The organism is Rheinheimera sp. (assembly GCF_965283995.1).
In the GTDB taxonomy this organism is placed as follows: domain Bacteria; phylum Pseudomonadota; class Gammaproteobacteria; order Enterobacterales; family Alteromonadaceae; genus Pararheinheimera.
Map to the genome: position 1 here is coordinate 3,269,706 of NZ_CBDIQG010000001.1, position 18,344 is coordinate 3,288,049.

The following is an 18,344-nucleotide window of genomic DNA, read 5'->3' on the forward strand; positions in this document are numbered from 1 at the left end:
GATGTGCTCCCTGATTTGCTCTGTGGAGGACTAGCTTTGTTGTTGCTGTAACCAGCCTAGCACAGTGCTGACACTGCTAAGCTCAGCGTGCTGCAGGATCAGCTTACGCCCCAGGTGTAAGGCCGCAGTTTCACATTGCAGCTTCAGCCGTTTATCACTGATTTTGCTGAAGTCTGCCACTTTTTGCTGACCGATTACGCGGCGCAGAATTTCAGTACCGGCATAACCCAGCGCGTCTTTAATCACCTGAGCGACAAAACGCTGCTGGTATAACTCACTTTGCAGCGCAAGATCTTTGGTTTCGCGTGCCGCTAGCGCAAGGAATTTCTGGCAAAACAGGCTTTCGGTTTGTTCAATCTGCTGTCGTAAATACTCAGCTTGTTGCTGGCGGTTCAGAGGATCGGCAATCAGGCCAGGCAGCGCGGTATAGTGCAGCAGCAAACTACCGAGAAAATTACCCAAATCAAAACCAATCGGGCCGTAAAAGGCGTATTCGCCATCAATCACTTTGGTCTGTTCAGTATCGACAAAAATACTACCGATTTGCAGGTCACCGTGTAGCAGGGCTTGTGTGGAAGACTCAAATTTAGCTTTCAACTCAGCCACTTCTGCTTTTAGTGCTTCATCAAACCACAGTTGTTGCACCAGCGGGCGCAACGCCATGTCGAATTGGTTGCGGTCGTGATTGCAGTAAGGATCGGTAAAAAATAGCTCTTCGCTCATCAGACACAACTGCGGATTCATAAACTGCGTGGTCCGGGCTTTTTTAAACGGGCCGTCCATTGCAAAATCCGAAGTGTAAAAACTGCAACGTGCCAGATAAGTACTGATATGGTCTGCCAGTAGCGGATATTGCTTGGCGCCAATCAGCCCGGTGCGCAGCAGCTGCAGTTGGCTCAGGTCTTCCAGTAACAATGCGGAATAACTGGCATCATAATGCAGCACTTCGACAACATGTTCAGGCACCAAAGCGCCATGAATTTTCAGCAATTCCGCTTCAATCCGTGCCCGGTCCTGCGTTGGAACCCAGCTTTCACCGGCACCACCGACATAAGGCAGCACTTGTTTCACAATCAGACTGGTGCCGTACTGATTTTTCACCCGAAACACCCGGTTTTGCGTGTTCACGCCAACAGCGACACTTTGCAGCTGGCTGTGCTCGCCAAATAACTCACTGTGATCATTGGCAAAAATAGCGGCCTGTTCAGGGGTAAAAGGGCTAAAAGCCGGCATAGGGGCTCCTTGATAAATACTGAGCTTATCGCTGTCTGGCGCAGACTTTAGCACGGGTTGCGGCGTGTGCGGGAGCCATCACTGTTCTAGCGCGGCCGCAGCTGGGCATGTTGTGGGTAAACGTCCATGCGTTGATACCAAGGCAGACCCAGCCAGCCGGGTTTCACCACCAGCAGTAGCTGCTTGTCGATTGCGGCGATGCGATAAATGTCCTCGGTGACTTCGATTTTGTGAGGAATAGCCGTACCGAATAATCGAGGTGACGCAGATACATACAGGATATAGGCGTCAGGCCCTTTGCGGCTGTAGCTGTTCATGTCTTTGATCGGCACCAGCACCATCTCGGCTTGTGCCTGATCCTGACTGCGATTGAGATCAGACACCAGTTGAGTCCCGCAAACGGGGATGGCTAACAGCAGCAAGAAAAAGCTCTCGGTGACAATCTGGTGGCTGCGTGAAGAACCACGCAGTAACAGCACTATCAGCGTCATCAACACTGCAAAAAGTATCAGGCTAGCCAATATCCCTGTCTGTAACACTGCAGAGCTGCTGAGATGATAATCGTGGCCAACAAAGCGTGATTCGAGAAACGAAACACCGGCATATCCAAAAATGCCCCAGACCACAGCCTCAATACTCAAGTAGCGCCAGAAAAACGGGGTGGGTTGTTGTCGTGTGGCCTCCGCGGTTGGTGTTAAGGCTCGCACCACTTGCAGCAGTAACTGCTGTTCAGTGCCTCCAGAGGTGTGTTCACAGGTTCGGGAAAACCAGAGGGTTGTGCCATCCGACCAGATTTTGTTCGCTCCAGGCAACTTCAGCAAGGCCAGGATGGCTTGCCGCGCCGGCTCGTGCTGTTGTAGTGCGTTCAGCAGCAGCGGGTGGTCACAGCCCAGATAGACTTGGCGGTCAAAGGATTCATCACCGGTCTGAAATTCCCGACTAATCCCCAACCAGGTAAAAAATGCGCTGGCGGAGCTTTCGGCATCGATTTGAAAGGGCACGTCGGTCTGCAAGGTATAACCCAGCTGGTAGCCGGTGATTTTATCCTGCTTATCACGTTTCTCAGTTTCGAAGTACGGGACTTCATCACAGTGCCCGCTGGGCTCCGGTTGGTCGGGTTCAAATTGACGAATATAACGGCTGATGATGGCAATCACTGTCACTGCCAGTTTAAAAAAAATCCACATCCCTGCACAGGCTCCCTGCAATAAGCACAGTGTCGATATTACGGGAGCTGGTGACCCTGGGCAAGCCGTGAAAGTCTTGTGCAAAAACAATCAAATCAGCGAGATAGATAAAAATAACGCCCGGTCATTTTGATCGGGCGTATCCGTATTCCTAACCCTGCGCGCTATTAGCCGTTACACATATATGAAGGGGCCAGACAGTCGCGATGGCGTGGCACCGATTCACGCGCCATGGCTTTTTCTTCAGCAATTTGTGCTGGGCTGCGGCACACGGTATTACCAAAACGCGAATTCATCCGGCGTTCGGTGCGGCAGATATAACCTTGTTTTTCCAAAGTGCCATCCGGTGGGGTGGCTTTTTTCTTTTCAATCTCATTGGCTTTGACCACATTGGTTTTGGCAATGCGGGCAAAACTGTCCGGCGGGGTACTGCCACAAGCGGTTAACATCAGGGTACAGAGGGCAACGCTGATCACTTTATACATCCGAATCGTCCTTATTCTGCGTAAATGGCCGTTTGACGTTAGCATTAAGTTTCTTTTTTTACAAATATTCAGCGCTTAGGTAAATGAATTCCTGCAAAGAATGGCGCGTCACTTATCGCGCGGCGGGATGATTTAACACCGGCTTGGCAGGCGGCTGCGAAATCAGCGACAATCGGCGCTTTGCCGCCGGCATGGGAGATTGTGATGTACGCCGCTAATTTTAACCTCGATTTATATGCCCGCCGCATTGGCCTTGACCACACACCAACAGCGACTGACTTTGATGCTGCGGCACTGCAGCGCATGATGCAGGCACAGCTGCGCAGCATCACCTTTGAGAATCTGGATGTGCAGGCGGGTAAAGTTGTCTCGCTGGTGCCGGAAGATATTGTCAGCAAAATCTTGGGCAGCGACGGCCTGGCAAAACGCGGTGGATATTGTTACGAACTGAATGGCTTATTTGCGATGGCGCTGACAGCGCTGCAAATTCCGTATTTTTTTGTCGCTTGCCGGCCGATGTTTTACCCAATGCGCCGGCCAAAAACCCATATGGCGTTGATCGTCACCATCGGTACCGAACGTTATCTGTGTGATTTAGGTTTTGGCAGTTATGGCATGCGCGCGCCACTGGCGTTGTCGCAGGTCAATCTGCCGCAGCAGCAGGATTTTGACCAGTTCCGTCTGCTAACGCCGACACCAGGCGACTATGTGATGCAGGCGCAGGTCGACGGCAATTGGGTCAGCCAGTTTGGTTTTGATTTACATCCGGCCGAGTGGATTGATTTTATGCCGGCCAATTATCTGAATTCGACGCATCCGGATACGGTCTTTGTGCAAAAGCTGCTGTTGATCCGTCAGCATGCCCAAGGCCGAACCATGTTGGTTGGTCGGGAACTGAAACACAGTCAGGCGGGGATCACGCAAAGCAGGGCAGTGGCAGAAGACGAGCTGGATGCAGTGTTGTTGCAGGAATTTGGTTTGCAACGCTAAAACTGTGGGTCTCATCGCAACAAAAAACCGCAGCGAAAACTGCGGTTTTTGTATTTTAAGCGCGGACTGTTTAGTTACAAATCGAACCGGCACCGCATTCACGGTGGCGTGGCAACGCTTCTTTGGCCGCTTGTCGATCAGCTTCAATTTGTTGTGGAGTACGGCAGGATTTTTTGCCAAACCGGGTTCCGAGTGGACGTTCAGTTTTGCAGATAAAACCGGCTTTTTCTGCCGTACCGTCCGGCGCTGCGCCTTGTTTTTTCTCAATATCGTTGGCTTTGACGATATTGGTTTTGCTGAGGTTCGTCGAAGTGGCGTTGTTGGTGCTGCCACAACCGGCCAACAGGGCACCGAGGCTTAGCGCAATGATCATTTTATACATGGGTCTTTCTCCGTTATTTGCGCTGAAATCAGTGGCGCTGCAATATGCGAACTTGTGTGCTAAACACCTTACCAGATTGGTTAATCTGCAATCAATCTTTGATGTGTTAGTTACAAACTTTAACAAGTACTGGTTTAGTACCGCGATTGGTGGATGCTGCAACGCGATAAAGTTGCTGCCGTGGTTAAAGCAATTGCTTTATGCTGGGTTCAAACACGGAACATAAATCCAAATACAGCAGGAACATGATGAAATTCAGCAAAATAGCCATGCTCTGCAGCTTGTTCGCGCTGCAGGCTCATACCGCACAAGCCGCCGATCTGGCCGCAGAAGCACAACGCATCGCGCAGCAGTATCTGCTGATCGACACCCATATTGATGTCCCGTACCGTTTACAAGAGCATTGGGAAGACGTCACGCAGGCGACTGCCAAAGGCGAGTTTGATTATCCGCGGGCGAAAAAAGGCGGCCTGAATGCGCCTTTTATGTCGGTGTATATACCGGCATCTTATGAAAAAACCGGTGGTGGCGCGTTACTGGCGAACCAGCTGATCGATTCGATGGAAGCCTTAGTTGGCCGCGCGCCGGATAAATTTGCCATGGCGTATCGCAGCGACGATTTAGCTGTGCAGTTTAAACAAGGCAAAATCTCGTTAGCACTGGGCATGGAAAACGGCACGCCAATCAATGGCAAACTGGAAAACTTACGGCATTTTTATCAGCGTGGTATTCGTTACATCACGCTGGCGCATTCTGAATCCAACCATATCGCCGACTCCAGTTATGACCTGCGCCGGCCGCATAAAGGCTTAAGCGCTTTTGGCGAGCAGGTGGTGGCCGAGATGAATAAACTCGGCATGATGATCGATATTTCGCATGTGTCAGATGCGGCATTTTACAAAGTGCTGAGCCTGACCAAAGCGCCGGTGATTGCGTCGCACTCGTCGTTGCGGGCTTTTGTGCCGGGCTTTGAACGCAATATGGACGATAAAATGATTCAGGCGCTGGCGAAAAATGGCGGCGTGATTCAAATCAACTTCGGCTCGTCTTTTGTCATCAGTCAGGCCAATCAGTGGGGCCTGCAGTTTAAAGCTGCTGCCAAAGCTGCTGGTAAATCGCAGGACGACGAGGCATATCGGGCTGAATATCTGCAAAAGCATCCGTATCCTTTTGCCAATGTCGATACGGTGATCAAACATATCGATCATGTGGTGAAGCTGGTTGGTATTGAGCATGTCGGGATTGGTTCTGATTTTGATGGCGTCGGTGACTCTTTACCGGATGGCTTAAAAGATGTGTCGATGTATCCGAATCTGATCGAAGGCTTGTTAAAGCGCGGCTACAGCGAAGCGGATATTGTCAAAATCATGTCTGGTAATTTGCTGCGAGTGTGGCGGCAGGTCGAAGCTGTGGCTGCAGCCAGTCAGGCTTAAGGAGTTCTAATGCTAAGCGGCATGCACCATGTGGCGCTGATTTGCAGTGATTATGCGCGCTCGAAAGCGTTCTACTGCGAAACGCTGGGGCTGCGCATTCTGGCTGAACATTATCGCGAAGCCCGCGACAGCTGGAAGCTGGATTTGCAGCTGCCGGACGGTACGCAGCTCGAGCTGTTCAGCTTTCCCGGTGCGCCGGAGCGGCCAAGCCGGCCTGAGGCGCAAGGCTTGCGGCATCTCAGTTTTGTTGTCGATGATGTTGCGGCGACAGTGGTGTGGCTCAATAGCCGGGGAGTGGCAACAGAGCCGGTGCGTATTGACCCTTATACCGGCGCTGCCTTTACCTTTTTTCAGGACCCGGACGGTTTGCCGCTGGAGATTTACCAGCGGCTGTAGCTCGCTTACTGCGGTGTCAGCGCTGAGCCCTGCGGAGGGGCGCTGCCTGCACCATCTGCTGGGTTAACGATGCGCCGGTCAGCCAGCTGAACCGTCGCTTCATCCGCTGTACCCAACGGAATAGCCGCAGCTGCTTTGTATTGATAAGCCTGATAGTCATACCCTAAGAGTTCCGCCACAGTGCTGGCAACCTGACTTTGGCTCCACGGCTGTTGCGTTTGCACTAAACCGCGCGCCGGAATTTGTGGGCCTAACGCGGCCAGCCAGATTTGGTCAGAGCCACTGACGCCATTGCCGAAATTCTTCAGTTTTTTCATATACCCAGCGATAGCCCGGCCGCTGGCATGATGCTGCCAGCTGCTGGCGTTGTCGCCGCGACCGTGGTCCGTACTGATTAGTAGCGTGGTCTGGCCGGCGTAAAACGGGTCACTCTGCAGCTGTTGCCATAACTCTTTAATAAAACCGTCGGTGCGGCGAATGGCTTTTAAATACTGGTCATATTGACCGTCGTGGGCAAAATCATCGGTTTCGCCATACGCGATGTACAGCAAACGCGGTTTTTTCTGCGTCAGATATTCCAGTGCAAATTGCTGGGTGAAAACATCGAGCCGCACCGCAGCCCAGGGGCTTGGGGTCTGGCGTTGCAGCTGATTCAGCAGCTTCAGCTGCGGCGTCAGTGGCCCCGCCATTTGTTCATTCATTGGCGCAAAACCAGCGTTGACCGGTAATTTACTGCGTTCGGTATTCAGGATAAAAGGCAGCACGTCCCAGGAGCCAAAAGCCGCGACTCGCTGCGCCATGCCCGGTTGCTGATTCAGCCATTCCAGCACTGTGACATTCGGATTGGCGATTTTGCCATTGCTGTTGATTGCAGGGTCCGGGTAGCCGCTTAACAGCTCGTTATAACCCGGATAAGAAAAATGCCACGGATTACTGACCTGCATCGCTGAGCCGCGGCGGCGGTCGCCGACTAACATACCCTGTGAGGCAATGGTCTGATGGACAAAAGGCATCAGCTGCTGCGGTTTGGTGGGTAATTCTGCCAACTGGTCGGCATGGCGGATAAACTGGCTGTTGCGCAGGATCTCGGGGTCCGCGCCGTGAAATACTTCTTGCCAGCGCAGGCCATCAATACTGACCAACACTACTTTGGGGCTTTTCACAGTTGGAGCAGGCGCAGCTTGTGCCGGCAGCCAGCAAGTTGAGACCAGCATGGACAGGCATAAGTAACGGGCAGACAGCTTCAGCAACATCACAGACTCCGGTAAGTGTGGGCTTTCCGGAACTGCAGACTACAGCGCATTTATGACAGCGCCGCGCCGTGCAGATGGCAACGTGGTGAATCTTTGGTCACAAAACGATGACAGCGACTAACTGCACCGGGCGTGCTGGTATCTGCAGCCTGATGGCGCTAAGCTGGTTTTTCTGCGGTTTCCCGCACTCAATCTGGCGCAAAGGATACTTTTGATGAGCCATACCGTAACTTTACATCGTGTGTTTCGCGCCCCGGCCGAACGACTGTACCGGGCTTTTTTAACTGCTGACGCCTTGGCGAAATGGTTACCACCGCATGGTTTCACCTGCTCGGTACATGCGCTGGATGCGCGGAAAGGCGGTCGTTTTCAGATGAGCTTCACCAACTTCAGCAATGGCCAGAGCCACAGCTTTGGCGGCGAATATCTTGAGCTGACGCCCAATGCGCAAATCCGCTATACCGACGTGTTTGACGACCCAAATCTGCCCGGCCAGATGGTCACCAGCGTCACCCTGACACCAGTGCTCTGTGGCACTGAGCTCAAAGTAGTTCAAGAAGGCATTCCGGCCGAGATCCCCGCTGAAATGTGTTACCTGGGCTGGCAGGAGTCGCTACAACTTCTGGCGCTATTGGTGGAAGCAGAAGTGCCGGCGGAGTAAGTGCCATCTTCGGTGCTGTCGCAACCTACTGGTTATCCGGCGTATTTTAGATATAACTCATGCGCTTTGGGCATCACGCCTGTAAGCGCTTTATGTTACGCTGCTGGTTTTTGCGTCCAGAGATTTCCAGATGTCCAGCGACTTTAGCTTCCAGCAGGCCTTTGAGGCTTTCAGCAGCGCTTTGGCAAGCGTGGTGTTTTATTCGTTTAACGTCGATGGCGTGGCGATCCCGGTCACTGTATTGTGGCTGATCACCGGCGCTATCGTCTTCACTTTTTATCTGCGTTTTATCAATATCCGTGGGTTTGCTCATGCCATCCGCGTAGTGCGCGGTAAATATGCCGATCCGGCGGCGAAAGGCGAAATCACGCAGTTTCAGGCATTGTCAGCGGCCTTAAGCGGCACTGTAGGTACTGGCAATATCGCCGGGGTGGCGGTAGCGATTACGCTCGGCGGGCCCGGTGCAACCTTCTGGATGATTGTGGCTGGCTTTTTGGGCATGACCACCAAATTTGTCGAATGTACGCTGGCGGTGAAATACCGGCAGATTTTGCCGGATGGCACTGTCGCTGGTGGCCCGATGTATTACATCAAAGCGGCGCTGGAAAAGTATGGTTTGCCACGCTTAGGTAAAGTGCTGGCCGGCTTTTTTGCCTTGGCCTGTGTGTTTGGCTCAGCCGGTTTTGTCCATGTGAATCAGGGCTTTTCCCAGGTCAAAACCGTCACCGGCTTTGATAATGCCTGGTTGTTCGGATTTATCTACGCGCTGCTGGTGGGCCTCGTCATCATCGGCGGCATCAAAGGCATTGCCCGTGTCACTGAAAAACTGGTACCGGCAATGTGCGCCATTTACTTGGCGGGTGCGTTGACGGTGATTGGCCTTAATTACACTGAAATTCCGGCGGCGCTCTGGACTATCCTCAAAGGCGCTTTTGCCCCTGAAGCCGCTTACGGCGGCATGATTGGTGTGATTATTCAGGGTTTCCGTCGTGCTGCTTATTCCAATGAAGCCGGTATCGGTTCCTCGCCGATAGCTCACGCCGCCGCGCGCACCAATGACCCGGTGTCGGAAGGTTTTGTCGGTTTACTCGAGCCTTTTATCGATACTGTGGTGATTTGTACCATTTCTGCTGTGCTCATCGTGATCACCGGCGCTTATCTGCAAACGGGTCTGGATGGTGTACAGATCTCTTCTTACGCCTTTGCTACCGCCTTTGACTGGTTCCCAATGGTGTTGATGGTCGCGCTGCTGTTGTTCGGCTATTCCACAGTGGTCAGCTGGGCTTATTACGGTCAAAAAGGCTGGGGCTTTTTATTTGGTGAAACCAAACACAGTATCCGGCTTTATAAAGTACTGATTTGTTCGGTGGTGGCGATTGGCGCGGTGCCGAATGTGCTGGCGGTGTTTGATTTTATCGACTCGATGATTTTCCTGATGGCGGTGCCGAATATTCTGGCGCTGTATTTATTGTTGCCGGAAGTACGGCAGGATTTGCAGGTGTATTTAAAGAAAATCGCCGCCGGTAAAACGGCGGCGGTGCAGACAGCTGTGAAAACAGGGGCGCCGGCAGCATGATCTTCGATTGCAACACCTTAACCGCCGCCGAGCTGTATCCGCTGCTCGCCGGCACCATAGTGCCAAGGCCTATCGCCTGGGTCAGTACCATCGATGCTAACGGCCAGAGCAATCTGGCGCCATTTAGCTTTTTCCAGTTGGTCTGTGATGCGCCGCCGACGTTGATGTTGTCGGTCAATCGCAAAGCCGGTGGTGCGCAGAAAGATACGGCGCGCAATATTGCCGCGACCGAGCAGTTGGTCGTGCATTTGGTCAGCCCCGCCGATTTAGCGCTGATGAACGCCACGGCCGGAGATTATGCACCGGATGTCAGTGAAATTGATGCGCTGCAAATAACCACTGTGCCGGCGCAAATGGTGAAACCGCCACGTCTCGCGCACAGTCTGGTCAGTTTTGAATGTGAATGTGTCAGCTTAAGCGCTTATCCGGCTGAGGCGCCGGCCTGTGACCTGATCCTGGCCAAAGTACTGTGTTTGCATATCGACGATAGTTTGCTCAATGCTGAAGGCCGCATACGACATGATCAGATTGACTGGCTGGCGCGGTTAGGCGGGCAGTGGTATTGCCATACTCAACACGAAGATAATCTGACGTTGGCGCGGCCCAATCAGGCCACGCCGCGACGTTAAACCTGCGTCTGCCGATCAGCGCTGCTGCGCCAGCAGCTGGTCGACGGTGACCAGTTGATAGCCTTTGGCGCGTAGTCCTTCGACCATACCGGCCAATGCTGCGACTGTATTGGGCCTGTCATGCAGCAACACGATAGAGCCGGGCCGCACTTTTTGTAATACGGTTTGGACCATCAGCTCCGGCGCGGTGTTTTTGTAATCGTGTGGGTTCACGTCCCACAGAATGTGTTTCTTTTGCGCCAGCGCCAGCACTAAAGGTAGCGCCAGCCGCTTTTTGCCCATTGGGGCGCGAAAATGAATAGGACCGGTGTAGCCACTTTGACGGATCAGTAAGTCCGTGTCGCGAACTTCCTGCCAAAAACGCCATAGATTGCCGCTATCCATCGCTTTATGAGCAAAGCTGTGGTTGGCCAGCTGATGGCCGCTGCGCCACAGTTCGGTGGTGAGGTGCGGGAATTGTTTGATTTGGCGGCCGACCAGAAAAAAAGTCGCTTTGGTATTCAGCCGGTTCAGCTCCAACATAAGCCGACGGGACACTGGCCCGCGCGGGCCGTCATCAAAGGTCAGCGCGACCATCGGTTTTTGCGTGGACACCCGGTCCACTGATTCACCAATCCACTGAAAGGAATTGGTTCCGGAGCGCTGATGTAGCCAGTAGCCACTGCTGCTCAGCAGGCCGCTCAATAACATTAGAATCAAAAAGCCGGGATGAATTAAAATCCCCCGCAGCCACATGTGGACCTCCGCGCTGCAGGCTATGTGCAGCCTGCAGCTGTGTTGTGTAACCTGACCTAGTTGATCAGGTAGGCATAGGCTGTAGTAAAAGCCACTTCCTGAAAACCTTTTAAGCCAGTTTCTTTAAAATCAATCGGGATTGGATTCGCTGCCAGTTTCAGTTTCATCGCAGCATTGGTGGCAATTACGGTATCCACGGTGGGGATCAGCTGCAGCGCTGCTTCGATTTTAAAACCAACGGCAGAACCGGAAAATTTACCTTTTTGGGCACGTTCGCGAATGATGAATTTTTCGATTTTGTAGTCTTCAGCCAGCTTGGCCATGGCGAACTGGAACTTGCGCATATTTTCCAGCTCCTGATCTTTTACCAGTTGTACCCGCACTGTGCGGCAATCCGGTAACGACATCAGGCCATCTTTAAATTCCATCAAACATAAAATGGCATCGTTGCCGGTAATATCTACGCCACAAATCCGCATGGTAAATCCGCCTGTCTGAACACAATAGCCGGCCATTATGCCATGAGCGCTGAGACGGCCCAAGTTTTTCGCCGCCTTTCAGCGGATATAAAAACGGAGCAGGTCGTGCTACACAACACTGCTCCGGACAGACAGAGATGGGTTATCACACAATTATTTCAGTGCTGACGCTGTCGGTGCGAACGCTTACGCATCTGCAAGGCCAGTTTGCGTCTCTCCTGCTCCGGGTCCCACTGACTGACAGCGATATGCCGGCATAATTGCCACAGGCTCAGCAACTCCTGCCCCAGTTGGCGTAACACAATCGCCATGTTACTGGTGTGGCTTGGCAGTATTGAATCGTTGGCTTTCATCATCATGGCCTCCATCTCCGTGCGGGTCGTGTTGACTTAGTCTGCGGTCCCGGCATTGTTCAGCTGTTTGACCAGCAACGACAGATTGTGCTGGGTAATATCATCGGCATTCAGCTCTACCGCCATCTGGAAGTCAGCTAAAGCGCCAACTTTGTCCTGTTGCTTCAGCTTTTGTACGCCACGGTTGTTGTAGGCGTAAGACTTCAGCGTGCGGCTGGCTTTGCCGTGATTGCCTGCAGCGTATCGCGAGTGCGTGACGGCCTGATGACAGGCGGCCTGGGCCTGCAAAGTGGCGGTGGTGGTCAGCTGCACACAACGGTTCATCGCTTCATCAAACTTCATTTCCTGCACGGTCGGAAGGTCGGCCTGATGCTGTGCGTCGTCCTTCAGCTGAACCATTTTGTAGCTGCTTGCCTGGCCAGCAAACGCCGCGGTCAATAAGCCAAGGATCAAAGCAGAGCGGATTAAAGTTACAGTTTTGGTATTCATCAGATTTTCCTCCATCACACAGCAGCGGATACTGCTGTTGAGATGAATGGTAGTGCTGTCCCTGTGCTGCTGACAAACGAGAAAAATGCAGCCGATGCCTGACCCGTTTTCAGCTATAGCTGGAAACGCTCCAGTACCCAGTCCACCAGTAATTTGATTTCAGGTCTGTGTTCGGCACTTTCGTGTTGGATCAGGTAATAGTGGTCGCGCGTGCGCAGTTCTTCTTCGTATAACCGCACCAGGCTGCCACTGTCGAACCAGGCTGCACTGATCGGCAACGGGATCAGGGCGACTCCTAAGCCTTGTTGTGCGGCACGGGCCACACTGAACATGCTGTCGAGCTGAATAATTTGCTTGGGGCGGAAATCATCAAAACCGGCCTGGTCTGCCCATTGATGCCAGCACCAGGGCCGCGCCTGATGCACAATCAGCGGCACTTGCTCCAGCGGTGATTGCTCTTCAGTCTGCAATTTTTCATACCATTCCGGGTTACAGGCTGGCACGTAACTGATCGGAAACAGCTGATGGCTGGTTTTGTCGGTTGGTTTACTGCTGGCCAGCACAATCTGCAGATCGGTATGGCGGCCCTGATCACTGCGGCTTTTCACTGTTTCCAGCTGCAAATTAATGTCCGGATGCAGTTCTGACCAGCCGACTAAACGTGGCACAAAAAACTCACTGGCAAAAAATTCCGGCAATGTGATGCTGACTTTTTGCTCGCGTTGTTGCTGGCAAAATTGCTGCACAGTGCTTTCGATACCCTGCAGTAACGGCTTGATGGATTGGTAAAATTGCTGGCCTTGCCGGCTCAGTACCACAGCCCGGGTCTGGCGCTCAAATAGCGAAAAACCCAACTGCTCTTCCAGTTGTTTGATTTGATGACTGACCGCAGAAGGCGTCAGATATAACTGACGCGCGGTGTCTTTAAAGCTCAGGCATTCGGCTGCGACACAAAAACAGCGCAGGCCACGCAACGGGGTATGCACCGCCATCTTGAAAACTCCGCAAGGAAAACGCTTTCAATGCAAGGCCTGTGCAATGATGTGAGTTTAATAAATTCAACTAGTTATGATTTATGTTCCGGTTTAAATGCCTGACACTGGCGCAGTGCTGCACTATCTTGGTGCATTTCTGTGCGGCATCTGGCTCAGAAAATGGAATGTCGCGTTAAATCAGTCAGCCGCGCCAGCGCATAAGTACCAAGCGCCGAGTTATGGCTGGCGTCCAAACCGGGCGACCAGACCGCCACGGCTGCTTCGCCGGGGATCACAGCAACAATGCCACCGCCGACGCCGCTTTTTGCCGGCAGACCGACCCGATAAGCAAACTCGCCGGCGGCATCGTAGGTGCCGCATGTCAGCATCACCGCGCTGATGCGCTTGGCGCTACTGGCATCGAGAATTTGCGTGCCACCGGGCACACAGGCAGGCATAGTCCCGTGATTCGCCAGAAAAGCCGCAGCTCGCGCCAGCTCTTCGCAACTGAGCGTGATGGAACATTGCCGGCAATAACTACGCACCACGGCCGAAACTGAATTGTGCAGATTGCCGAAATCTTTAATCAGATGGGCAATCGCAAAATTCCGGTGGGCAGTTTGTAATTCGGATTCTGCCACCTTGAGGTCAAAATCCGGGGCGGTACTGCCACAGAGCTGACGGATAAACTGCAATAAAGCGATTTCAGAGCCGACAAAACAGCTGGCGAGAATATCCGTGATGACCAAAGCGCCGGCGTTAATAAACGGATTGCGTGGAATGCCACGTTCCAGTTCAAGTTGAACCAGCGAATTAAACGCCGTGCCCGAAGGTTCTTTGCCAAGTCGCTGCCAGATGCTATCGCCAACCCGGGTATAGGCCAGCGCCAGGGCAAATAATTTTGTCACGGATTGGGCGGAAAAACGCGTCTGCGCCGCGCCGATGCTGAACATTTGCCCGTCCAGCCGGTATATCGACATACCAAATTGCGCCACCGGTACTGTCGCCAGTTGCGGGATATAACTGGCGACTTTGCCTTCACCCAGCCGCGGGGCTACTTCCAACCAGATTTGGTCGAGAATGGCCTGATAATCTACTGCCGGTGCTGTGCCAGACATCGTTGCTCCTGACTATAAAAATCGTCAACAGCGTGTACTATAAGCATTTTTCACCTGGCCGGAATCACTATGCTGGAACAATTCTTCAAATTAACCGCCCACGGCACCACAGTGCGCCGCGAAGTGGTGGCGGGACTGACTACGTTCTTCACGATGGCCTACATCATTTTTGTCAACCCGGCGATGCTGGCGGAAGCCGGCATGGATAAAGGCGCGGTCTTTGTCGCGACCTGTCTGGCGGCCGCGGTGGGTTCGATTTTGATGGGGCTGATAGCCAATTATCCCATCGCGCTGGCGCCGGGCATGGGCCTGAATGCATTTTTCACCTATGGCGTGGTGCTCGGCATGGGCCACAGCTGGCAAACTGCGCTCGGTGCCGTGTTTATTGCCGGTGTACTGTTTTTGTTGCTGAGCCTGTTTAAGGTGCGCGAGTGGATTATCAATGTGATCCCGCGCACGCTGAAACTCGGTATCGCCACGGGTATTGGTGCTTTTCTGGCGATGATCGCGCTGAAAAATGCCGGCATTATCGTCGCCCATCCGGCGACATTGGTCACGCTTGGTGATTTAACCAGTGCCACGCCGTTGTTATCGATTCTGGGCTTTTTCCTGATTGCCGCCGGCCATGCCCGTGGCTGGCATGGCGCTGTGCTCGGTGTCGTGCTGCTGATGACGGCCGTGGCGCTGGGGCGTGGCGATGTGGTCTATCAGGGGCTGGTGGCGTTGCCGCCGTCCTTGGCGCCGACTTTCCTGCAGATGGATATCGCTGCGGCCTTTGATGTCGCGCTGCTCAGCGTTATTTTCGCCTTTTTGTTTGTCGATATTTTTGATAACTCCGGCACTTTGCTGGCGGTGACGCAAAAAGCCGGTCTTGCGGATAAAGACGGCAATGTCGAACGCCTCGGCGGCGCTTTAGCCGCAGACAGCCTGGCTGCGGTAGCAGGTGCAGCACTTGGCACGTCAACGACCACCAGCTATGTCGAAAGTGCGGCTGGCGTCGCTGCCGGTGGGCGTACCGGCCTCACCGCAGTGGTGGTCGGTTTGTTATTTGCGCTTTGTATTTTTATTGCCCCGCTGGCGGCGATGGTGCCGGTGTATGCCACCACTGGCGCGATTTTTTATGTCGCGGTGCTGATGTTGTTTAATCTGCAGGAAATCGACTGGCATGACATCACCGAAGCGGCGCCTGTCACTGTGGTGTTGCTGCTGACACCCCTGACGTTTTCCATCGCGCATGGCATCGCACTGGCATTTATCACCTACGCGCTGACCAAAGCGCTGTGCGGCAAACATCGCGAAGTCAGCTGGAGTATCTGGCTGCTGACCGCGTTGTTTGTGCTGAAGATTGTGTTTTTAAGTTAGGCCAGCGGCCACTGCAAACTGGCAACAACACCGCCATCCGGGTGATTGGTCAGTCGGATGCTGCCGTGATGGCGCACCAAAATATCCTGACATAACAGCAGGCCCACGCCTTGGCCGGCATTTTTGGTGGTGTAAAAAGGGGTAAACAGATTGTCCGGGTTCTGAATGCCGCAGCCGTGGTCCCGCAGCTCCAGCCACTGTTGCCGGCCATCAATGCCGTACCGCAGTTGTAGTACGGCTAAACTGCCGTTTTGTTGCTGCGCCTGAGCCGCATTCAGTAGCAGATTTTGCAGTAGCTGCTGAAACAGCAGTGGGTCGGCGTAGCATTGTGGTTCGCCCTGATAGTCCAGCGATAGTTGCAGACTCTGACTCAATTCATCCACCAACTGGGGTAGAGCAAACCAGACGGGATGGGCAGCCGGCAGTTGCTGCTGTTGCAGATAACCGTCGAGAAAAGCCAACAGGCGCTGACTACGGGCCTGGATCCGACTGAGTACCTGACGGGTGGTCGTTTGCGGCAGTTCCGGCTGACTCAGCAGCGTTTCCGTCATCGACTGCATCGGTGTCAGTGAATTACGTAGTTCATGACTGAGGACCCGCACCAGCTTTTGCTGACTCTGGCGTTGTTGCTGATAAAGTGGATGGCGCAGATCCAGGGCGTAAAACAGGCCAAAACTTTGCTCTGGCAGTTGCACCCGCAAGCTAAACTGTTGCCAGCCCGAGCGAAGATCTGGATGGTTGAGTAGCGGCGCTTGTCCCTGAAATCCCAGCGTCTGTAGCGTACTGCCGGCCAATAAAGGGCGCTGCAGGCATTGTTGTGCGGCGTCATTGGCAAAACGTAATTGTTGGTCCGGACCAAACAGGCACAAAGGAAACGGTAGACTACCCAGGACTGCGGTCAAGACCTGTTCTGCCGGTAGGCCTGGCTGCTGCAACTGTGGCGTCAGTTCCCACAAACAGTGCCAGTGTGCGTCGACTTGCGGGCCGGGATGCGGCTGTTGCTGGATCGCCAGCAATAAATGTTGTGGCCATTGCCGGGCCCGGCGCCACAACCACCAGGACCAACCTGCCATGGGCCAGACGCTGCAATAGGCCATGGTCAGCCATGCCAGCACCGACCAGTGGCCATAAAACTGTCCAAGCAGTGACGCCCATAAGGCCCAGCCACAGCCTAAAGCCCACCAGACGGATACCGGCCCCTGACCCATTGCCGCCATCAGGATTTCTCCAACCGGCGTGCCAGCGCAAACCGGCTGATCCCCAACAAACGCGCTGCTTCCGCCTGCTGACCTTCGGCTGCCTGCAGCGCGGCATTAATCAGTTGTTGCTGATGCCACTGCAAATCAAAAGGTGGCAGACCCATAGGTGCCAGTGGTGTGGCCAGGTCCGAAGGTGGCTGCGGGGGTGACGGTTGCAGGGCCAAATCGCTGCTGTGTAATTCGGTCTGTTCAGCCAGCACGACTGCGCGTTCAAGGACATGCTGCAGTTCGCGGACGTTGCCGGGCCAGGCGTAATCCTGCAGTTGTTGCCAGGCTGATGGACTCAGTTGCAGCTGCGGCCTGTGGTGTTTGCGGCACAATGCCGGCAACAGCTGCTGGACCAGCGCCGGAATATCTTGTGGCCGTGCGCGCAATGGCGGGATCTCTATGACCAGGGTATTCAGCCGGAACAATAAATCCGACCTGAATTGGTCGTTGCTTAGTTCGCTGTTGGTCGCACTGATGATCCGCGCATCACTGCGCTGACTTTTGCTGGCACCGACCGGTTCAAACCAGCCGGTTTCCAGCACCCGCAATAACTTTGGTTGCAGCTCAGCCGGCAAACAACCAATTTCATCCAGAAACAAAGTGCCACCATCGGCCAGCGCAAAACGTCCGGTGCGTTTGTGCTTTGCATCGGTAAAAGCACCTTTTTCGTGGCCAAACAACTCAGCTTCGAATAACTGCTGCGGGATCGCTGCCATATTGACGCTGACAAAGGCGCCACTGTGGCGCGCTGACAATTGATGGATCCGTGCAGCCAGCGCCGATTTGCCAACACCGCTTTCACCCAGGATCAACACATTGGCGTCGCTGCCAGCGATACGGCTTAGTTGTTTTTCCAACCGTTGCATCACCTCGCTGTTGGCTACCCAAGCACTGCGATCCTGCTGTGCCAGCTGCTGCTGCTGCCATTGGCGTTGCCGCAGCCGGCGCAGTTCCAGCCGGTCGGCGATCAATTGCAGCAAAGTGCTGTTATGCCAAGGTTTTTGCAGGAAATAGTCGGCGCCTTGCTGCATCGCCTGCACGGCTAAATCAATGCTGGCCCAGGCTGTCATCAGGATCACACTCAGTTCCAGTTGTTTCAGTGCCGGCAGTAGTTGCAGACCGTCGTGTCCGCTGGTGGTGTCGCTGCAAAAATTCATATCCAGCAGGACCAGATCGGGCTTGATGGCGGCAAATTGCAGAACCTGTGCCGGTGTGCTGGCCGTTAGCACCTGATAACCGGCTTGTTGTAACAATAACTCCAACGCCAGAATGATGTCGGCATCGTCGTCTGCTACCAGAATACGGGCAGGGCTTTGCATAAAAAACTCCGGCTTTTCCACTATCCAATGTCGCTGGTCTGGT

At 53.7% G+C, this 18,344-nt stretch carries 20 protein-coding genes; 7 read left to right on the forward strand and 13 right to left on the reverse strand.

All coding sequences use genetic code 11. The annotated features are described in order from the left end of the window. Nucleotides 1-30: 30 nt before the first annotated feature. From mtnK to ACQ66Q_RS14590, 3 genes are all read right to left on the reverse strand, one after another. A complete protein-coding gene (mtnK, locus tag ACQ66Q_RS14580) occupies nucleotides 31-1,233 on the reverse strand; it encodes an S-methyl-5-thioribose kinase (RefSeq protein WP_430457470.1) in 1,203 nt (400 codons plus the stop codon). 86 nt (nucleotides 1,234-1,319) lie between these two features. Continuing rightward, complete coding sequence (locus ACQ66Q_RS14585; RefSeq protein WP_430457471.1) at nucleotides 1,320-2,420, reverse strand: hypothetical protein; 1,101 nt, start codon at nucleotides 2,418-2,420, stop codon at nucleotides 1,320-1,322. Nucleotides 2,421-2,587: 167 nt separating this feature from the next. Then, nucleotides 2,588-2,905, reverse strand: coding sequence for a hypothetical protein (locus tag ACQ66Q_RS14590; RefSeq protein WP_430457472.1), 318 nt, complete (start codon nucleotides 2,903-2,905; stop codon nucleotides 2,588-2,590). A 204-nt stretch (nucleotides 2,906-3,109) separates the two neighbouring features. On the opposite strand from ACQ66Q_RS14590, the gene ACQ66Q_RS14595 reads away from it, so the two are divergent. Continuing rightward, complete coding sequence (locus tag ACQ66Q_RS14595) at nucleotides 3,110-3,895, forward strand: arylamine N-acetyltransferase family protein (protein WP_430457473.1); 786 nt, start codon at nucleotides 3,110-3,112, stop codon at nucleotides 3,893-3,895. A gap of 70 nt (nucleotides 3,896-3,965) precedes the next feature. Here the strand turns inward: ACQ66Q_RS14595 and ACQ66Q_RS14600 are convergent, their stop codons facing one another. After that, the gene (locus ACQ66Q_RS14600; RefSeq protein WP_430457474.1) at nucleotides 3,966-4,277 is read right to left on the reverse strand and encodes a hypothetical protein; all 312 of its coding nucleotides are present in this window, start codon (nucleotides 4,275-4,277) and stop codon (nucleotides 3,966-3,968) included. A gap of 245 nt (nucleotides 4,278-4,522) precedes the next feature. Here ACQ66Q_RS14600 and ACQ66Q_RS14605 point away from each other — a divergent pair, with 245 nt between their 5' ends. Together ACQ66Q_RS14605 and gloA2 are read left to right on the forward strand one after the other, a co-directional pair. Further along, a complete protein-coding gene (locus ACQ66Q_RS14605; protein ID WP_430457475.1) occupies nucleotides 4,523-5,710 on the forward strand; it encodes a dipeptidase in 1,188 nt (395 codons plus the stop codon). 9 nt (nucleotides 5,711-5,719) lie between these two features. Continuing rightward, nucleotides 5,720-6,106, forward strand: a complete 387-nt coding sequence (gloA2, locus tag ACQ66Q_RS14610; protein ID WP_430457476.1) for an SMU1112c/YaeR family gloxylase I-like metalloprotein — start codon at nucleotides 5,720-5,722, stop codon at nucleotides 6,104-6,106. Nucleotides 6,107-6,111: 5 nt separating this feature from the next. On the opposite strand, the gene ACQ66Q_RS14615 is transcribed toward gloA2, so the two are convergent. Next, nucleotides 6,112-7,359, reverse strand: coding sequence for an alkaline phosphatase family protein (locus ACQ66Q_RS14615; RefSeq protein ID WP_430457477.1), 1,248 nt, complete (start codon nucleotides 7,357-7,359; stop codon nucleotides 6,112-6,114). Between the two features lie 214 nt (nucleotides 7,360-7,573). Here ACQ66Q_RS14615 and ACQ66Q_RS14620 point away from each other — a divergent pair, with 214 nt between their 5' ends. The 3 genes from ACQ66Q_RS14620 to ACQ66Q_RS14630 all read left to right on the forward strand — a co-directional run bounded on the left by ACQ66Q_RS14620 (nucleotide 7,574) and on the right by ACQ66Q_RS14630 (nucleotide 10,225). Beyond that, on the forward strand, nucleotides 7,574-8,020 hold the full coding sequence (locus tag ACQ66Q_RS14620; protein WP_430457478.1) for an SRPBCC family protein: 447 nt from the start codon (nucleotides 7,574-7,576) through the stop codon (nucleotides 8,018-8,020). Nucleotides 8,021-8,150: 130 nt separating this feature from the next. Next, nucleotides 8,151-9,596 (forward strand): alanine/glycine:cation symporter family protein, encoded by a 1,446-nt coding sequence (locus ACQ66Q_RS14625; protein WP_430457479.1) that lies wholly within the window; start codon nucleotides 8,151-8,153, stop codon nucleotides 9,594-9,596. Next, nucleotides 9,593-10,225 (forward strand): flavin reductase family protein, encoded by a 633-nt coding sequence (locus tag ACQ66Q_RS14630; RefSeq protein ID WP_430457480.1) that lies wholly within the window; start codon nucleotides 9,593-9,595, stop codon nucleotides 10,223-10,225. Before ACQ66Q_RS14625 ends, ACQ66Q_RS14630 begins: the two co-directional genes overlap by 4 nt. A gap of 15 nt (nucleotides 10,226-10,240) precedes the next feature. Here ACQ66Q_RS14630 and ACQ66Q_RS14635 read toward each other — a convergent pair whose 3' ends face one another. The 6 genes from ACQ66Q_RS14635 to ACQ66Q_RS14660 all read right to left on the reverse strand — a co-directional run bounded on the left by ACQ66Q_RS14635 (nucleotide 10,241) and on the right by ACQ66Q_RS14660 (nucleotide 14,373). Then, nucleotides 10,241-10,915: a polysaccharide deacetylase family protein gene (locus ACQ66Q_RS14635; RefSeq protein WP_430457481.1), complete on the reverse strand. Its 675-nt coding sequence runs from the start codon at nucleotides 10,913-10,915 to the stop codon at nucleotides 10,241-10,243. Between the two features lie 101 nt (nucleotides 10,916-11,016). Continuing rightward, nucleotides 11,017-11,439: a DUF3010 family protein gene (locus ACQ66Q_RS14640; protein WP_430457482.1), complete on the reverse strand. Its 423-nt coding sequence runs from the start codon at nucleotides 11,437-11,439 to the stop codon at nucleotides 11,017-11,019. A 158-nt stretch (nucleotides 11,440-11,597) separates the two neighbouring features. Next, the gene (locus ACQ66Q_RS14645; RefSeq protein ID WP_377248978.1) at nucleotides 11,598-11,798 is read right to left on the reverse strand and encodes a hypothetical protein; all 201 of its coding nucleotides are present in this window, start codon (nucleotides 11,796-11,798) and stop codon (nucleotides 11,598-11,600) included. 30 nt (nucleotides 11,799-11,828) lie between these two features. Continuing rightward, a complete protein-coding gene (locus tag ACQ66Q_RS14650) occupies nucleotides 11,829-12,281 on the reverse strand; it encodes a hypothetical protein (protein WP_377248975.1) in 453 nt (150 codons plus the stop codon). Nucleotides 12,282-12,394: 113 nt separating this feature from the next. Next, nucleotides 12,395-13,273, reverse strand: a complete 879-nt coding sequence (locus tag ACQ66Q_RS14655) for a LysR substrate-binding domain-containing protein (protein ID WP_377248971.1) — start codon at nucleotides 13,271-13,273, stop codon at nucleotides 12,395-12,397. Between the two features lie 155 nt (nucleotides 13,274-13,428). Continuing rightward, on the reverse strand, nucleotides 13,429-14,373 hold the full coding sequence (locus ACQ66Q_RS14660; protein WP_430457483.1) for a glutaminase: 945 nt from the start codon (nucleotides 14,371-14,373) through the stop codon (nucleotides 13,429-13,431). A 69-nt stretch (nucleotides 14,374-14,442) separates the two neighbouring features. On the opposite strand from ACQ66Q_RS14660, the gene ACQ66Q_RS14665 reads away from it, so the two are divergent. Continuing rightward, entirely contained in the window at nucleotides 14,443-15,735 is a 1,293-nt protein-coding gene (locus ACQ66Q_RS14665) for an NCS2 family permease (protein WP_430457484.1), read from the forward strand. Here the strand turns inward: ACQ66Q_RS14665 and ACQ66Q_RS14670 are convergent. Together ACQ66Q_RS14670 and ACQ66Q_RS14675 are read right to left on the reverse strand one after the other, a co-directional pair. After that, nucleotides 15,732-16,952 (reverse strand): ATP-binding protein, encoded by a 1,221-nt coding sequence (locus ACQ66Q_RS14670; RefSeq protein ID WP_430457485.1) that lies wholly within the window; start codon nucleotides 16,950-16,952, stop codon nucleotides 15,732-15,734. The two genes, ACQ66Q_RS14665 and ACQ66Q_RS14670, sit on opposite strands and share 4 nt — an antisense overlap. Next, on the reverse strand, nucleotides 16,952-18,301 hold the full coding sequence (locus ACQ66Q_RS14675; RefSeq protein WP_430457486.1) for a sigma-54-dependent transcriptional regulator: 1,350 nt from the start codon (nucleotides 18,299-18,301) through the stop codon (nucleotides 16,952-16,954). Before ACQ66Q_RS14675 ends, ACQ66Q_RS14670 begins: the two co-directional genes overlap by 1 nt. Nucleotides 18,302-18,344 lie beyond the last annotated feature (43 nt).

Coding starts and splice junctions, on each gene's coding strand:
- ACQ66Q_RS14660 (WP_430457483.1), bottom strand. CDS start 14,373: ATGTCTGGCACAGCACCGGCAGTAGATTATCAGGCCATTCTCGACCAA.
- ACQ66Q_RS14675 (WP_430457486.1), bottom strand. CDS start 18,301: ATGCAAAGCCCTGCCCGTATTCTGGTAGCAGACGACGATGCCGACATC.
- ACQ66Q_RS14650 (WP_377248975.1), bottom strand. CDS start 12,281: ATGAATACCAAAACTGTAACTTTAATCCGCTCTGCTTTGATCCTTGGC.
- ACQ66Q_RS14595 (WP_430457473.1), top strand. CDS start 3,110: ATGTACGCCGCTAATTTTAACCTCGATTTATATGCCCGCCGCATTGGC.
- ACQ66Q_RS14630 (WP_430457480.1), top strand. CDS start 9,593: ATGATCTTCGATTGCAACACCTTAACCGCCGCCGAGCTGTATCCGCTG.
- ACQ66Q_RS14620 (WP_430457478.1), top strand. CDS start 7,574: ATGAGCCATACCGTAACTTTACATCGTGTGTTTCGCGCCCCGGCCGAA.
- ACQ66Q_RS14655 (WP_377248971.1), bottom strand. CDS start 13,273: ATGGCGGTGCATACCCCGTTGCGTGGCCTGCGCTGTTTTTGTGTCGCA.
- ACQ66Q_RS14625 (WP_430457479.1), top strand. CDS start 8,151: ATGTCCAGCGACTTTAGCTTCCAGCAGGCCTTTGAGGCTTTCAGCAGC.
- mtnK (WP_430457470.1), bottom strand. CDS start 1,233: ATGCCGGCTTTTAGCCCTTTTACCCCTGAACAGGCCGCTATTTTTGCC.
- ACQ66Q_RS14585 (WP_430457471.1), bottom strand. CDS start 2,420: ATGTGGATTTTTTTTAAACTGGCAGTGACAGTGATTGCCATCATCAGC.
- ACQ66Q_RS14600 (WP_430457474.1), bottom strand. CDS start 4,277: ATGTATAAAATGATCATTGCGCTAAGCCTCGGTGCCCTGTTGGCCGGT.
- ACQ66Q_RS14665 (WP_430457484.1), top strand. CDS start 14,443: ATGCTGGAACAATTCTTCAAATTAACCGCCCACGGCACCACAGTGCGC.
- ACQ66Q_RS14670 (WP_430457485.1), bottom strand. CDS start 16,952: ATGGCGGCAATGGGTCAGGGGCCGGTATCCGTCTGGTGGGCTTTAGGC.
- ACQ66Q_RS14640 (WP_430457482.1), bottom strand. CDS start 11,439: ATGCGGATTTGTGGCGTAGATATTACCGGCAACGATGCCATTTTATGT.
- ACQ66Q_RS14605 (WP_430457475.1), top strand. CDS start 4,523: ATGATGAAATTCAGCAAAATAGCCATGCTCTGCAGCTTGTTCGCGCTG.
- ACQ66Q_RS14645 (WP_377248978.1), bottom strand. CDS start 11,798: ATGATGATGAAAGCCAACGATTCAATACTGCCAAGCCACACCAGTAAC.
- ACQ66Q_RS14590 (WP_430457472.1), bottom strand. CDS start 2,905: ATGTATAAAGTGATCAGCGTTGCCCTCTGTACCCTGATGTTAACCGCT.
- ACQ66Q_RS14615 (WP_430457477.1), bottom strand. CDS start 7,359: ATGTTGCTGAAGCTGTCTGCCCGTTACTTATGCCTGTCCATGCTGGTC.
- ACQ66Q_RS14635 (WP_430457481.1), bottom strand. CDS start 10,915: ATGTTATTGAGCGGCCTGCTGAGCAGCAGTGGCTACTGGCTACATCAG.
- gloA2 (WP_430457476.1), top strand. CDS start 5,720: ATGCTAAGCGGCATGCACCATGTGGCGCTGATTTGCAGTGATTATGCG.